Here is a 14,474-nt window from a genome sequence, read left to right as displayed (position 1 = left end):
CAGTTCTTTGCGCTAAATTCACAAAACACAATAAGAAACAAACAGGATTATTCATCTGATGGGCGCTTATATTCTCCGACGCCTGCTGCTCATGATTCCAACCATTTTCGGCATCATGGCCATTTCTTTTGCCGTCATCCAGTTTGCCCCCGGCGGCCCCGTAGAGCGTGTGATTGCACAATTGCAGGGACAAGGCGGCGATGCCATGGACAGGCTTTCAGGCGGAGGCGCTGATGCAGGCGCAATATCAATGGACAGCGGCAGCTCCTCGAAATATCGCGGTGCGCAGGGGCTTGATCCTGAATTTATCGCCAGTCTGGAAAAGCAGTTCGGCTTTGATAAACCGCCGCTGGAACGCTTCGGTCTGATGCTGTGGAACTATGCCCGTTTTGACTTCGGCCATTCCTATTTCCGCGATATTGAAGTGATTGATCTGATTAAGGAAAAGCTGCCGGTTTCGATTTCGCTCGGCCTGTGGCTCACCCTGATTTCCTATATGATCTCTATCCCGCTCGGTATTCTCAAAGCTGTGCGCGACGGTTCACGTTTTGACGTCTGGACCAGCGCGGTGATTATTGTCGGCTATGCAATTCCGAGTTTTCTTTTCGCCATCATGCTGATCGTGCTGTTTGCAGGCGGTTCATTCTTCGACTGGTTCCCGCTGCGCGGTCTGACTTCGCCGGATTTCGACCAGATGAGCCTGTGGGGCAAAATCACAGACTATATCTGGCATATGGCGCTGCCGGTGCTGGCGCTGGTGCTGTCGGCCTTTGCGACGACCACCCTGCTCACCAAAAACTCGTTTCTGGAAGAAATCCGCAAACAATATGTCACCACAGCCCGCGCCAAAGGCCTGACAGAACGGCAGGTGCTTTACGGCCATGTGTTCCGCAATGCGATGCTGATTGTGATTGCCGGTTTTCCCGGTGCGTTTATCACCGCTTTCTTCACCGGCTCGCTGCTGATTGAAACCATCTTCTCGCTCGACGGTCTCGGTCTGCTTGGCTATCAGTCCGTTCTCAACCGTGATTATCCTGTGGTCTTTGCCAATCTGTTTATCTTCTCGCTGATCGGCCTGCTGGTCGGTCTGCTCTCCGATCTCACTTATACATGGATTGATCCGCGGATTGATTTCGACCGGAGGGATGTGTGATGAGTGCTGTCACGGCTACCCCTCCTGCACGTGTGAAACGCCCGTTTCTGTCACCGCTCAACCAGCGGCGCTGGCGCAATTTCAAGGCCAATCGGCGCGGCTGGTGGTCACTGTGGATTTTCCTGTTTCTGTTTGTGACCTCGCTCTTTGCTGAATTTATCGCCAATGACAAACCAATACTGGTTTCCTACAAGGGCGAAATTCTGATGCCGGTGCTGGTTGATTATCCGGAAGAAAAATTCGGCGGTTTCTATGCAGTTACCGATTACCGCGATCCGGTCATTCAGGATGAGATTAACCAGAACGGCTGGGCAGTCTGGCCGCCGGTTCGCTATTCCTACCGCACCGTGAATAATGAAATTCCGGAAGCCGCACCGTCCAAACCGTTCTGGCTGATGTCGAAAGAACAGCGCTGCGCCCGCTATGCGGAAGGCGTAAATGATCCGAACTGCACCATCGGCAATATGAACTGGCTCGGCACTGACGATCAGGCACGTGATGTGTTTGCCCGTGCGCTTTATGGGTTCCGTATCTCCGTGCTGTTCGGCCTCATTCTCACTGCCTTTTCCGGTGTAATCGGTGTGACCGCCGGTGCGGTACAGGGCTATTTCGGTGGCTGGGTTGATCTGATTTTCCAGCGCTTCATCGAAATCTGGTCGTCCATACCGGTGCTCTATCTGCTCCTGATCATCGCTGCCATTCTGCCGCCGGGCTTCTGGGTACTGCTGTTTATTATGCTGCTGTTCTCATGGGTCGCCTTTGTCGGCGTGGTGCGTGCCGAATTCCTGCGCGCCCGTAACTTTGAATATGTGAATGCGGCACGCTCGCTGGGCGTCAATAACCGCACCATCATGTGGCGGCATCTGCTGCCCAACGCGATGGTCGCAACCCTGACCTTCCTGCCATTTATTCTCAACGGCTCAATCACCACGCTGACCTCGCTCGACTTCCTCGGCTTTGGTCTGCCGCCAGGCTCGGCGTCGCTTGGTGAAATGCTGGCACAGGGTAAGAATAATCTTCAGGCACCATGGCTTGGTATAACCGGCTTTGTGGTTATCTCGCTGATGCTGTCGCTGCTGATCTTTGTCGGTGAAGCAGTGCGTGATGCCTTTGATCCGCGAAAGGCTTTTAAATGAGTTCCCATGAAAAAGCCGAAGTGCTGCTGAGTGTCCGCGATCTGTCGATTGCCTTTCATCAGGATGGTCAGGACAGGGTTGCTGTCGATCATATTTCCTTCGACATTCACAAAGGTGAAACCGTCGCTCTGGTGGGGGAATCCGGCTCGGGCAAATCCATCTCCGCTTTGTCGGTGCTGAAACTGCTGCCCTATCCTTCCGCCAGCCATCCGTCCGGTCAGATCCTTTTTGAGGGTGCAGACATGCTGACCATGCCGGAAAACAAACTGCGCGGTGTTCGCGGCAATGATATTGCCATGATTTTTCAGGAGCCGATGACCTCGCTCAATCCGCTGCATGTGGTTGAACGTCAGATCAGCGAAATCCTGCGTCTGCATCAGGGCATGGGCGAAAAACAAGCACGTGCACGCACGCTGGAGCTGCTCCATGAGGTCGGTATCCGCGAGCCGGAAAAGCGCCTGCAATCCTACCCGCACCAGCTTTCCGGCGGGCAGCGCCAGCGCGTGATGATCGCCATGGCGCTCGCCAATAAGCCAAAACTGCTGATTGCCGATGAGCCGACCACCGCGCTCGATGTGACAGTGCAGGCACAGATTCTGCAATTGCTGGCCGAGTTAAAGCAGTCACAGGATATGTCGATGCTGTTCATCACCCATGATCTGGGTGTGGTGCGCAAAATTGCCGACCGCGTTTGCGTGATGCATCACGGTAAAATCGTGGAAAGCGGCAAGACAGAAGATATTTTCACCAATCCGCAGCATGATTATACCAAGCATTTGCTGAGTGCTGAGCCGAAAGGCGCACCGCTGCCTGCGGAAAAAAATGCACCGCTGGTCATGAGCGGAGAAGATATCAAAGTCTGGTTTCCGATCAAAAAAGGCTTTCTGCGCAAGACAGTCGATTATGTGAAGGCCGTTGACGGTATCAATGTGGAACTGCGCGCGGGGCAGACACTCGGTGTTGTCGGCGAATCCGGCTCTGGTAAAACCACACTTGGTTTGGCGCTGTCGCGCATGATTTCCTCCAAAGGCGAAATCCGCTTTGGCGAGCGCAATATTGATCAGTTTTCCTTTAAGGATATGCGCCCGTTACGCCGTGAAATGCAGATTGTGTTTCAGGATCCGTTCGGCTCTCTCAGCCCGCGTATGTCGGTTGCGGAGATTATCGCCGAGGGATTGCAGGTGCATGAACCGAAACTCTCGGCTGACGAGCGCGATGATAAAGTCGTTGCCGCTTTGCATGAGGTTAATCTCGATCCGGAAAGCCGCTTCCGTTATCCGCACGAGTTTTCCGGCGGCCAGCGCCAGCGCATCGCCATCGCCCGTGCCATGGTGCTCAATCCGCGTTTTGTGATGCTGGATGAGCCGACTTCGGCCCTCGATATGAGCGTGCAGGCACAGGTTGTCGAATTGCTGCGCAATTTGCAGAAAAAACACGAATTAAGCTATCTTTTCATCAGTCACGACTTGCGCGTGGTCAAAGCCCTTGCCAATCATGTGCTGGTGATGCGCAATGGCAAAGCAGTGGAATATGGTCCGGCGGAGGAAATCTTCGGAGCGCCGAAAACCGATTACACCCGCGCATTGATGGCAGCAGCCTTCCGTTTGGAGACGGCTGAAAAGGGAGTGGTAAATCAATGAATGCAGCAGTAAAAAACACGGGTAAAATCTATTTTGCAGCGACCGGCTGGGATCCGGAGATCTGGATCAAAGCCTTTGCCAAAGCTGCGCCGGAGCGTGAAATCGTTACTGAGGTCAAAGCCGGTGAAGAAGCATCCATTGATTATGCGCTGGTGTGGAAACAGAAACGCGGTTCGCTTGCCAATCTGCCTAATCTGAAAGTTATCTTCTCGCTCGGTGCCGGTGTGGATCATGTGTTCCATGACGATCAGGTGCCGGATCTGCCGATCGTGCGTACTGTTTCGCCTGATCTGACCATGCGCATGACCGAATATGTGGTCTGGCAGGTGCTGGATCATCATCGTCTCGGCCCTCAATATCGCGCTCAGCAGCTCAAGAAAGTCTGGCGTGAAGATCGCCGCCAGCCTGCGGCCAATGAGGTCAATGTCGGGATCATGGGCTTAGGCGTTTTGGGACGCGATGCTGCTGACAAGCTGAAACATATCGGTTTCAATGTCAGCGGCTGGAGCCGCCGCCCGCAGGATGTGGCAGGTGTTGCCACCTATCACGGGAAAGACGGATTGTCAGAATTCCTCAAACAGGTTGATATTCTCGTCTGCCTGCTGCCGCTGACACCGGATACCAAAGGTATTCTGTCCATGTCAGTCTTCGGGCGCATGAAAGAGGACGGGCCTCTTGGCGCGCCAATCCTGATTAATGCAGGGCGCGGCGGTTTGCAGAATGAAGCCGATATTCAGGCAGCGCTTGAACGCGGCCTGCTTTCTGCTGCCTCGCTTGATGTGTTTGAAACCGAGCCGCTGCCTGAAAACAGCCCGCTCTGGGGTAATCCGAAAATCACGATCACCCCCCATGCCGCAGCCAGTTCCTCGGCCAATGCTCTGGTGCCGGAGATTATCCGCATGATCCGCGACTATGAGCGCGACGGCACGCTGATCAATCTCGTTGACCGTGAGAAACAATATTAAGAACTTAAAAAGAGCCGGAAATTCCGGCTCTTTTCTTATAGAATGCGGATCGTTCCTTGCTCGCTGATATGCAATTGCCGCTGATCTAATCCGGCATATGTATCGCGATCCAGTTGATAGGCAGGCGGAATTGTCAGTCCCATTTCTTCCGCAACAATCAGACCCAGTAACAGAATCGCATCCGGTTCATGCAGGATAATCGCTGCCGGTGCGCGGTTACTGTGCACCAGTTCCAGCAGCACAGCAGCTGCAGATGAGGACCCGACAGTTGCAGGCAGGCACAGAACCTTGCCTGAGACGGACTGGCCATATTGCGGATGGCGCACATTGGCGATCAGGCCGGTTTGCGGATCAACCCCGCCCCAGAAGCTGATCGGAGCCGTTAAAGCAAAACCAGCCGCCTCCACCGCTGCGCCTGCGACCAGTATTTTTGCCTGCAAAGTATCTGCCCCCATCACCATGCCCCCTCAGAGAATTGGACATGGCCGGTGACAGCGCTTTCAACACATTCCTGCAAAGAGCCATAGACAACACCATAACCGGTATTGCCCGGGGCATAATGGGCAAATTTTCCGGAATTTGTCATCAGCACCGCATTGTCTTTCTCCGGCAGAATCGGCGTGACGACCACACAAGTGTCAGCCACCACAATCACGCCAGCCTGTTCCAGTCTTTGCCGTCGCTGATTCTTATCCAGCTCGCGCAGCACATGCCGCCCTGTACAGGCATAAAGCGGGACAGTGAGACGCCGGTCTGAAATTGCTGCCTCAAGAAAATCAAACTCGTCGAGCGATAAATGCGGACTGCCGATTGCCACCGCATCGATTCTGTCTGCCGTAACTGTAGACAGAGCTTTGCGCGCTTCCCGCAGCATTTGTGGTGTTACACGGATAGTTTCCAGCGGCGCATGGCCTTGTAGTGCCGTTTCGACATCCGGTGCCTCCGGTGTGTGTCCCGCAATATGAAACAGGCCGACAGCGCCGGATGAGGCAGAGGCCGCGCCAAAAGCCTTCAGATCATCCTCTGTCAGCAGTTCCGGTGCAACGCCGGTCACCACGCCGATAGAATCACCAATCAGGCGTCCGTAAAGATTGCCCAGCACCGGCCATACCACCGCCTGACTTAAAAGTGCAGAATCAAGAGCGCTCAGATCAACTACAATTGTGGCACGGCGATTCTCTGATCTGTGTAATCCGTAATCCGGTGCGCGACCGGCAATAGCACAGGCAATATCCAGATAATCGCCGTAGCGATTCGTACGCGCGCCCAGAACCGAATTGCAAAACACCACGGCATTCGATTCTCCCCACGCCACATCCGTTCCCGTTTGCGGCCGGTGCCCTGCCTGATAGGGTGCGCAGGTCCATGACGGTTCACAACCAAGTTTGATATAGGCCTGCATCATGCGCTTTGCCATTACCGCTTCATGGAGCGGCAGACGGTTGCCGGAGCAACCGGTCAGATCGAGCGAACCGACATTCAGCGTCGAGCGAACGCGTACCTTAGCCTGCCCTTCCACCAGTTTTTCTGCGAAAAAAGTGCCGCTGTCGCCATGATAGAGCGCACCGTCAATATGTGCGGAAGCTATGGGAATCAGTCTCGGTGCCCCCATCAGCTCCGCAGTTCTGGCAACAATGCGCATGGCCATTGCAGCGCCTGCACCATCCCGCCCGTTGATAATGGCACGCTCCTCCGCGCTCAGTGCCAGCACCATAGGTTCCTCCCGAATATGATTAAAGCAGAGCTTTACGCATTGTCAGCGATGTCACGCGGGTAAAGCCCGGATGCATGGTTTCAGCAATGACTGCAAAGCCCAGTTTTTTGAATAGTTTTTGATTGTCAGTCAGTTCGACACGTACTTGCAGGTCAATATGCGACATGCCGCGCTCACGCCCCAGCTTTTCAGCCTGTTCGACCAGACGACGTGCAACGCCAAGCCCGCGAAACGGAGGAGCGACAGCCAGTTTGCCTAAATAAAGATGATCGCCTCTGTCAGCCAGAAACACGCATCCGGCCAGTTGTCCGTCACTGAGCACCCCATAGGCTGTCTCTGTGCCTGCTTTGCCGCGCAGAATCGCTGCATTCAGCAATCCGGCAGAACTCGGCGGGTCAATTACCCCATCCATCGTGGCAAAGGCATCCTGAATGAGCAGCAACAGAGCATCGAACCCGTCATAATCAGGTGTAATTGTAAAAACCTGAAATGACCGGTTCTGCGCGCTCATTGGTCTGCTGCCTTCCGCCGTTTATAGCGCATGGTCTCAAACCGCGCCGACAGAGAATCATAAAGCAGCAAGCGTCCCAGCAAAGGCTCACCGATTCCGGTAATCAGTTTAATCACTTCCATCGCTTGTAATGAGCCGAGAATCGCTGGTAAGGCACCGATCACACCTGCCTCTGCACAGGAGGGAATCAATCCTTCCGGTGGCGGTTCAGGAAACAGATCACGGTAATGCGGCAGAGGATTGCCCTCAGAATCATTCTCATAGGGTTTCAGCACCGTCAGCGAACCGTCAAACCGCCCCATGGCTGCGGTGACCAGCGCTTTTTCCAGCAAAGCCGCATGATCGGCCACCAGATAGCGGGTACTGAAATTATCCGAACCATCGACGATAATATCATAGGCCGAAAACAGCTCTGACACATTCTCCGGTGTGAGCCGCAATGTATGACAGGCAATTTCAATATGCGGATTGATACGATGAATGGTGGCCGCAGCACTGTCGGTTTTATTCTCACCTATGCTGTCGGTGTGATGCACCACCTGACGCTGCAGATTAGACAATGTCACCATATCATCATCGACGATGCCGAGATGGCCGACACCGGCAGCGGCCAGATAAAGCAGCGCCGGACTGCCAAGCCCGCCTGCACCGATCACCAGAACGCGCGCATTTTTGAGCTTCTGCTGCCCTGCCCCGCCGATTTCCGGCAGGATAATATGGCGTGCATAACGCTCGATTTCTAATCCGCTGAAAGGTTCTGACTGTGTGCTCATGCGCAAAGTTTAGAGCGTATCCTGAAAAGTGTGAAGCGGTTTTCGGATAAGATACGCGTAAAACAAAAAGACAATGCAGAAACCCTGCTGGTTCAAATATCATAAGCTGACAGGTTTGCGCCGCTGACATTGAAAAACTGCGCCTCACCTTTGAGGTCGCGAAACAGCGCGCGATCCGTGCCGGTCATGAAAGCCTGTGCGCCCAGATCGTCAATAATATCAAACAAAGCGGCACGTCTGCCCTCGTCGAGATGCGCGGCAATTTCATCGAGCAGCAGTACCGGTGTCATATTGGCAAGATTGGCCGTCAGTCTTGCATGGGCAAGCACCAGACCGATCAGCAGCGCCTTCTGCTCGCCTGTCGAGCACAGAGCCGCCTGCATGCCTTTAGGCCGGTGATGCACGACCATATCCGTGCGGTGCGGCCCGTCCAGCGTGCGCCCTGCCGCGCGGTCGCGGCCACGCATATCGCGGAGGGTACGGCGGAAATTCTCTTCCAGATCCAGCGCCGCCTCAAGACGGATACGCCCTTCCAGCTCGCCTTCCAGAAAGCAATCCACTTTCGGGAAGGGACTGTCATCCGGTGTCTGCTCAATCATCGCGGCAATCAGGCTCATCAGCTCGGCACGTGCCGCGGCAATAGCCGTACCAAGCTCGGCCATTTGCGCTTCAATCGCATCCAGCCACTGGGCATCGCTGTTATAATCCGAGATCAGCCGGTTGCGGCTGCGCATAGCCTTTTCATAATCCAGCACGCGCTTGCCGTGGCTGACATCAATCGCCAGCACCATACGGTCGAGAAAGCGACGGCGATCTCCGGCGGAGCCTGTAAACAACCCGTCCATTGCCGGAATGAGCCAGATGATACGGGAATAATCAAGCAGCTGATCGGCGCTGGCTGGTGCACCATTAATCCGCACCTTGCGCCCTGCCTCGCCATTGGTACCAGCTAAACCGGTGCCGATTTCAGCCTCGCCATAGCTTGCCGATTCCAACAGCGCATGAATGGCAAAACCATCCGGCGCTCCGCTGCGGCTGACATCAGCATAGGCAGCACGACGCATGCCGCGACCCGGTGACAGAAAGGAAACCGCTTCCAGAAGATTGGTTTTACCTGCACCATTCTCGCCGGTCAGCACCACATGGCCACCGCTCAGCGGCAGCGACAGGCTCTCATAATTGCGAAAATGCGCAAGCCGCAGACGACGGAAACTCACCCGTTCGCTGCGACCTGAAATTTGTGCATCAATGTTTATATTCGTGCTCACCCGTGCACTTATACACGCATCGGCATCAGAACATAGATCAGATGTTCATCACCCTCATCGCGCACCAGCATTGGTGAACCGGCATCAGCCAGCATGAATACGGCTTCCTTGCCGGAAAGCTGCGATGTGATATCGAGCAGATATTTCGAGTTGAAGCCGATTTCCATCGGTTCACTGTCATAGCCTGCCGGTACTTCATCGGTTGCGGAACCGGAATCAGGATTGTTCACGGTCAGCGTCAGAAGACCATCGGAAATGCTGAGCTTAACCGCACGGCCTTTCTCATTGGAAATGGTCGATACGCGGTCAACAGAAGCAGCAAAGCTCTGGCGGTCAATCACCAGCTTGCGGTCATTACCGGCCGGAATCACGCGCTTATATTCAGGGAATGTGCCGTCGATCAGTTTCGAGGTCAGAACAACTGTGCCGACAGTGAAGCGGATTTTCACATCCGAGACTTCAATCGTCACCTGCATATCCGGTGCATCAACCAGTTTCTGCAATTCCGCAACGGTTTTGCGCGGAATGATGATCGCAGGCATGCCTTCGGCACCGCTTGGCGCTTCCATCGCTGCGCGTGCCAGACGGTGACCATCGGTCGCCACTGCACGCAGTTCCAAACGGCCGTCATCTTCACCGGCATAGAGGTGAATACCATTGAGGTAATAGCGGGTTTCTTCCGTCGAGATCGCAAAATTGGTGCGGTCGATCAGGCGTTTCAGCGCACTCGCATCCATACGGAATGTATGGGTGAAGCTGCCCGCTGTCAGTTCAGGGAAATCGGACTGCGGCAGGCACTGCAGACGAAAGGACGAGCGGCCGGATACGACCGACATTGCTGTGCCGTCTTCATTATTGGCCAGCATCACTTCAGCGCCGTCCGGAAGCTTGCGCACGATGTCATAAAGCAGATGTGCCGGAACTGTTGTGGCTCCTGCCGTATCAATTGCCGCTTCGGTCGATTCGGTCACTTCCAGATCAAGGTCAGTGGCCTTGAGTTTCAGCACGCCGTCTTCGCCCTGCAACAAGACGTTGGAGAGAATCGGAATTGTATTGCGGCGCTCAACCACGCGATGCACATGGTTGAGGGATTTCAGAAGATTTGAACGTTCAATAGTTACGCGCATGATGTACAGAACTCGCTAACATCTGTCCGGCAACAAACAGAGCTGCACCGGAGATCACGGCGCGACAGGCGCCTCTTGGACGGCTAAACTGCCAGAATTTCAGGGGTCTTTGCAAGTCCGCAGAACAGCACAGCAGCGATTTCTTCTGCATAAAGACTGATGAACCCGCTCTTTGCCCCGATATTCCGCCTATGAACTGTATCGCGACCAGAGCCGCGATACAGAATCATCGGTATCTGTGACAGCTTATGCGGATTGTTCGTTGATCAGGCGCTTCAGCAGTTCCAGCTCCTGCGCCAGTTTAAGATCAGCACCGACCAGATCTTCGATCTTGCGGACAGCATGCAGAACTGTGGTGTGATCGCGTCCGCCAAAACGACGGCCGATTTCCGGCAGCGAGCGCGGAGTCAGCATTTTTGCCAGATACATCGCAACCTGACGCGGCTTCACGATGGTACGGGTACGGCGGTTGGACAGCAGATCCTGCTTCGACACATTGTAATGACGGGCAACAATGCGCTGAATTTCTTCAATGCGGATGCGCTTTGGCTCACCGGCGCGGGTCAGATGACCCAGCAGCTCATCAACGCGGTCGATCGACAGGTTCGGCTCAAAGGACTGACGGAACAACAGCTGGTTGAACGCGCCTTCCAGTTCACGGCCGGAACCGGTCACAGTGCGTGCCACATGAGCCAGAATATCGTCCGCAATATCAATATTGCGTTCTTCTGCCTGCGCAGCGCTCAGGCGGCGCTTCAGCATTTCCACGCGCATTTCATAATCAGGTGCGGCCATTTCCAAGGCTACACCGCCCTGCAGACGAGAGCGCACGCGCACATCCAGCGATTCCAGTTCGGAAGGGGCGCGGTCTGCAGCCACAACAACCTGTTTGGCGCTGTCGAGCAGCGTGTTGATCAGATGGCAGAATTCGTGCTGGATGGATTTACCCTGCAGGAACTGCATATCATCAATGATCAGAAGATCGATATCGCGCAGCTGTTCTTTGAAAGACAGCGCATTATTGTCACGGATTGCCGTTGCAAAGCGCCACATGAAATATTCAGCGGTCAGATAAACAACGCGCGGCTTATCCTGACGCTGCAAAGCACTGGCGGCGATTGCCTGCAAAAGATGGGTTTTACCAAGACCAACGGAAGCGTGGATGAAAAGCGGGTTGAAGCGTACGGCGCTGGAGCCGGCTTCGGCAATGGTGCGGGCAGCAGCAAGTGCCACACGGTTGGAAGCACCGTCAACAAAGCTGTCGAAAGTATAGCGCGGATCGAGCGGAGAACCGAGTACGGCACCGGCAGCGGCGCTCTGAGCGGCCACTTCTGCCTGACTGGCGCGTTTTTCAGCCGAGAAGCTCTGGCCAACCGGGAAGACCGGCTTTTCGCGCTGCGGCGCAGCAAGCTGCGGAATTTCCGCCACGATATCAGCAACAGGTGCCACAGGACGGGCGGTACGGCTCATCCCGCGCACCACAACTTCAACTTTCAGAATCTGCGGATTTTCTTCCTGCCAGAGCATGGTCAGCATTTCAGCATAATGATTGTTGATCCATGAGCGCAAAAATGCGGTCGGTACCGAAAAACGTACAACACTCTTGGAGACTTCATCCAGCTTCAGACGACCAAACCACGAAGAGAATATTTCACTGCCGACGCGTGCTTTCAGCTTGCTCAGCAGTCGTTCAAAGGCCTCATCCGGAGAAGCGGTTGTCAAAGTCATATTCTCTTTCTCACTCATAAAATCCGGCGCCGCATCAAACTGACCCTGCAGGCTGCGATTGATCGGCGGGACTGGCTGACCGGCTTCGCTCATCACGTCCAGTTTAGCCTCATTCTTTGCAATCATTTTCGCCTCACAATAGTGTTCAGTTTTTTGGTTGCGGCAGATCATTCCATCATACCGGATGCATCCTGTTCAGATGCTCGTTACTCAGCGGTTTGGCCGGGACTGTCCCTCAGCTTCCGCTCTGATTTTTTTGTTCGTTATAAAATTCTGTTCGCTTCAGTCTTGCCGGTCTTTTGCAGCGTGTCTTTCTCCGGCTCTTTTTCCGCCAGCCTTTTTTCCGATTGTCCGGTGAGTATCCCGCAAGGAACGACTCATATTCCGGTCACTCCATGCTGATTGCCCGTATTGAACCATTCAACAACCTCTGTTTCCATCTGCAGCTGCGCAAAGCTTTTTTAGGGTTAATGACCGGTAAATGATGTCATTACTCATCATTTCAGAACGGCCTTACTCTTTCCGGCAACCGCAGGTCGGATCCTCATTCAGGATATTTCCCCCCGCAGTGCCGATCATTCGCAGACACACAGATACTCTTTCGCAGAACGGGAAATTCTGCGTCAGATCACTTTGCACGCCATGAAATTATAACCGGACGCCGAGAGCCTTTAGGCCAATGGTCCAGAGCACTGATCGGCTAACATTAGCGAAATCTTTGGCCTTAGGGCAAGACCGCCGTTAAGAGTTTTTTAATCATTTGATCTGTCTTTCGGTACGCATAACTATTCTGATACAGGGTCTGAAATTAATAAGACCTTTGGATTCAACATCTTTTTATCGGAGCAATTATTAACCCTTCCGGAATCTCCGGAGCGAAAAAAAATAATAATAATTCACTTGACTCAGGCTCCTCCGAGGCAATCCCCAGACTCAGTTCAGAACTGTGCATAAAGACAGGTTCTGCGCTTAAAATTTATTGCAAATATAAAAATATAGAAAAAGAGATTCTCCCAATATTTTAGAGATTCCTTTTAATATTGCTCCCGATTCTGATCTTCTGAATATTCAGGAGAAACATAAAATTCAGATACAAAAAAACCCGGCACTAAGGCCGGGTTTTTTTTTAAACTGAAAGACAGTCTGATATCAGGCAGTCATGCCTTTAAGACGTGCAGCCAGACGCGATACTTTACGCGAAGCAGTGTTCTTATGAACAACGCCTTTAGAAGCAGCGCGCATCAGTTCAGGCTCAGCAATCTTGAAAGCAGCCTGTGCAGCAGCTTTATCACCGAGTGCTACAGCATCTTCGAACTTACGTACGAAAGTGCGCACGCGGGAACGACGGGATTTGTTGACCTCGGTGCGGGCTTCGATTTTACGAACCGCTTTCTTGGCCGAAGGTGTATTGGCCATAAATGCCTCTCTTTTTCTGTCAGCTTTCCAGCGGGCTTTTCAGCATCGATATTCATATCGAAGGGGCAGGCCACCGGGCAAAAATCTATCCGGACAGCCCGAAAGCCGTCTCACTGTTGCGCGCTTATAGATCAGCTTGTCCGCGCCGTCAATCTGGATTCTCTCTCCACAAAGGGCTGAAACCCGTAAAAGATGGTTTCCAGAACGTTTTCTGACAAGTGGCGCTGCGGTTTTACGGCCGGAGCGCCCCTATAAGACGACTCAGCGGTTAGAGAAAGACGGGCTGCGCTTATCGACAAATGCCGACATGCCTTCTTTCTGGTCTTCTGTAGCGAAAAGCGCATGGAAGGAACGGCGCTCATATTTCAGCCCTTCCTGCAATGTCGTCTCAAAAGCACGATTGACCGATTCTTTTGCCATCATCACCGAGAGCCGTGAGAAAGCAGCAATCCGCTCTGCCGCTTTCAGAGCTTCATCCAGCAGCACTTCCGGCGCTACTACGCGTGACACCAGTCCGCAACGCTCAGCCTCAGCCGCATCCATCATCCGGCCGGTCAGCACCATATCCATAGCTTTGGCTTTACCGACAAAACGCGCCAGACGCTGGGTGCCCCCCATTCCCGGAATGATTCCAAGCGTAATTTCCGGCTGGCCGAACTTGGCATTATCCGCAGCCATGATGAAATCACACATCATCGCCAGTTCGCAGCCGCCGCCCAGCGTATAGCCGCTGACCGCAGCAATTACCGGCTTACGAATGGCATTGATCCCTTCCCAGTCGCTGAGAAAATCCTGCCCGTAGGCATCGGCAAAACTGAGATTCTGCATTTCCTTAATATCGGCACCGGCAGCAAAAGCCTTCTCGGAACCGGTCAGGACAATCGCACCGATCGCATCATCCCGGTCGAATGCCTGCAACGCATCTGTCAGTTCGGTAATCAGCTGTGTGTTCAGTGCATTCAACGCCTGCGGACGGTTGAGCCGGATCAGACCGGTTTTGCCGCGTGTTTCTGCAAGAATCGTTTCATAGGCCATCAAGATAC

General features: G+C 53.8%; 12 protein-coding genes and 1 pseudogene. 4 read left to right on the top strand and 9 right to left on the bottom strand.

From position 1 onward, the window contains the following. Nucleotides 1-58 precede the first annotated feature (58 nt). Genes K1X45_RS10805 through K1X45_RS10790 form a run of 4 tightly spaced genes read left to right on the top strand, consistent with a single transcriptional unit; the run spans nucleotide 59 to nucleotide 4,894 of the window. Entirely contained in the window at nucleotides 59-1,153 is a 1,095-nt protein-coding gene (locus K1X45_RS10805) for a microcin C ABC transporter permease YejB (protein WP_022711624.1), read from the top strand. Then, a complete protein-coding gene (locus tag K1X45_RS10800; protein WP_220158808.1) occupies nucleotides 1,153-2,289 on the top strand; it encodes an ABC transporter permease in 1,137 nt (378 codons plus the stop codon). The genes K1X45_RS10805 and K1X45_RS10800 overlap by 1 nt, the downstream gene beginning before the upstream one ends. Beyond that, the gene (locus K1X45_RS10795; protein WP_220158807.1) at nucleotides 2,286-3,929 is read left to right on the top strand and encodes an ABC transporter ATP-binding protein; all 1,644 of its coding nucleotides are present in this window, start codon (nucleotides 2,286-2,288) and stop codon (nucleotides 3,927-3,929) included. Before K1X45_RS10800 ends, K1X45_RS10795 begins: the two co-directional genes overlap by 4 nt. Continuing rightward, nucleotides 3,926-4,894: a glyoxylate/hydroxypyruvate reductase A gene (locus tag K1X45_RS10790; protein WP_220158806.1), complete on the top strand. Its 969-nt coding sequence runs from the start codon at nucleotides 3,926-3,928 to the stop codon at nucleotides 4,892-4,894. The genes K1X45_RS10795 and K1X45_RS10790 overlap by 4 nt, the downstream gene beginning before the upstream one ends. A gap of 35 nt (nucleotides 4,895-4,929) precedes the next feature. Here K1X45_RS10790 and K1X45_RS10785 read toward each other — a convergent pair whose 3' ends face one another. The 9 genes and pseudogenes from K1X45_RS10785 to K1X45_RS10745 form a co-directional block, all read right to left on the bottom strand. Continuing rightward, on the bottom strand, nucleotides 4,930-5,349 hold the full coding sequence (locus K1X45_RS10785; protein WP_220158805.1) for an aconitase X swivel domain-containing protein: 420 nt from the start codon (nucleotides 5,347-5,349) through the stop codon (nucleotides 4,930-4,932). Continuing rightward, entirely contained in the window at nucleotides 5,349-6,608 is a 1,260-nt protein-coding gene (locus K1X45_RS10780; protein ID WP_220158804.1) for an aconitase X catalytic domain-containing protein, read from the bottom strand. The genes K1X45_RS10785 and K1X45_RS10780 overlap by 1 nt, the downstream gene beginning before the upstream one ends. A gap of 19 nt (nucleotides 6,609-6,627) precedes the next feature. Then, nucleotides 6,628-7,119, bottom strand: a complete 492-nt coding sequence (locus K1X45_RS10775; protein WP_220158803.1) for a GNAT family N-acetyltransferase — start codon at nucleotides 7,117-7,119, stop codon at nucleotides 6,628-6,630. After that, entirely contained in the window at nucleotides 7,116-7,892 is a 777-nt protein-coding gene (locus K1X45_RS10770; protein WP_220158802.1) for a molybdopterin-synthase adenylyltransferase MoeB, read from the bottom strand. Before K1X45_RS10770 ends, K1X45_RS10775 begins: the two co-directional genes overlap by 4 nt. Nucleotides 7,893-7,984: 92 nt before the next feature. Then, a complete protein-coding gene (recF, locus tag K1X45_RS10765; protein ID WP_255560973.1) occupies nucleotides 7,985-9,148 on the bottom strand; it encodes a DNA replication/repair protein RecF in 1,164 nt (387 codons plus the stop codon). A 20-nt stretch (nucleotides 9,149-9,168) separates the two neighbouring features. Beyond that, nucleotides 9,169-10,287 carry a DNA polymerase III subunit beta gene (dnaN, locus tag K1X45_RS10760; RefSeq protein ID WP_022711632.1) on the bottom strand — a complete coding sequence of 373 codons (1,119 nt, stop codon included), beginning with the start codon at nucleotides 10,285-10,287 and terminating at the stop codon, nucleotides 9,169-9,171. A gap of 246 nt (nucleotides 10,288-10,533) precedes the next feature. After that, nucleotides 10,534-11,994: pseudogene (dnaA, locus tag K1X45_RS10755) on the bottom strand (chromosomal replication initiator protein DnaA); the annotation flags it as partial. A gap of 1,170 nt (nucleotides 11,995-13,164) precedes the next feature. Next, nucleotides 13,165-13,431, bottom strand: a complete 267-nt coding sequence (rpsT, locus tag K1X45_RS10750; RefSeq protein ID WP_075654002.1) for a 30S ribosomal protein S20 — start codon at nucleotides 13,429-13,431, stop codon at nucleotides 13,165-13,167. 261 nt (nucleotides 13,432-13,692) lie between these two features. Further along, nucleotides 13,693-14,466, bottom strand: coding sequence for an enoyl-CoA hydratase (locus K1X45_RS10745; RefSeq protein ID WP_220158800.1), 774 nt, complete (start codon nucleotides 14,464-14,466; stop codon nucleotides 13,693-13,695). Nucleotides 14,467-14,474: the final 8 nt, after the last annotated feature.

Origin of the sequence: Pseudochrobactrum sp. Wa41.01b-1, from assembly GCF_019464455.1 — a bacterium.
GTDB lineage: Bacteria > Pseudomonadota > Alphaproteobacteria > Rhizobiales > Rhizobiaceae > Pseudochrobactrum > Pseudochrobactrum saccharolyticum.
Note: the sequence above shows the minus strand (reverse complement) of the source record. Positions and strands in the feature narration are given on the sequence as shown.

Bases quoted from the DNA above. Each gene is read 5' to 3' on its own strand.
- K1X45_RS10805 (WP_022711624.1), top strand. From the start codon at position 59: ATGGGCGCTTATATTCTCCGACGCCTGCTGCTCATGATTCCAACCATT.
- K1X45_RS10800 (WP_220158808.1), top strand. From the start codon at position 1,153: ATGAGTGCTGTCACGGCTACCCCTCCTGCACGTGTGAAACGCCCGTTT.
- K1X45_RS10795 (WP_220158807.1), top strand. From the start codon at position 2,286: ATGAGTTCCCATGAAAAAGCCGAAGTGCTGCTGAGTGTCCGCGATCTG.
- K1X45_RS10790 (WP_220158806.1), top strand. From the start codon at position 3,926: ATGAATGCAGCAGTAAAAAACACGGGTAAAATCTATTTTGCAGCGACC.
- K1X45_RS10785 (WP_220158805.1), bottom strand. From the start codon at position 5,349: ATGGGGGCAGATACTTTGCAGGCAAAAATACTGGTCGCAGGCGCAGCG.
- K1X45_RS10780 (WP_220158804.1), bottom strand. From the start codon at position 6,608: ATGGTGCTGGCACTGAGCGCGGAGGAGCGTGCCATTATCAACGGGCGG.
- K1X45_RS10775 (WP_220158803.1), bottom strand. From the start codon at position 7,119: ATGAGCGCGCAGAACCGGTCATTTCAGGTTTTTACAATTACACCTGAT.
- K1X45_RS10770 (WP_220158802.1), bottom strand. From the start codon at position 7,892: ATGAGCACACAGTCAGAACCTTTCAGCGGATTAGAAATCGAGCGTTAT.
- dnaN (WP_022711632.1), bottom strand. From the start codon at position 10,287: ATGCGCGTAACTATTGAACGTTCAAATCTTCTGAAATCCCTCAACCAT.
- rpsT (WP_075654002.1), bottom strand. From the start codon at position 13,431: ATGGCCAATACACCTTCGGCCAAGAAAGCGGTTCGTAAAATCGAAGCC.
- K1X45_RS10745 (WP_220158800.1), bottom strand. From the start codon at position 14,466: ATGGCCTATGAAACGATTCTTGCAGAAACACGCGGCAAAACCGGTCTG.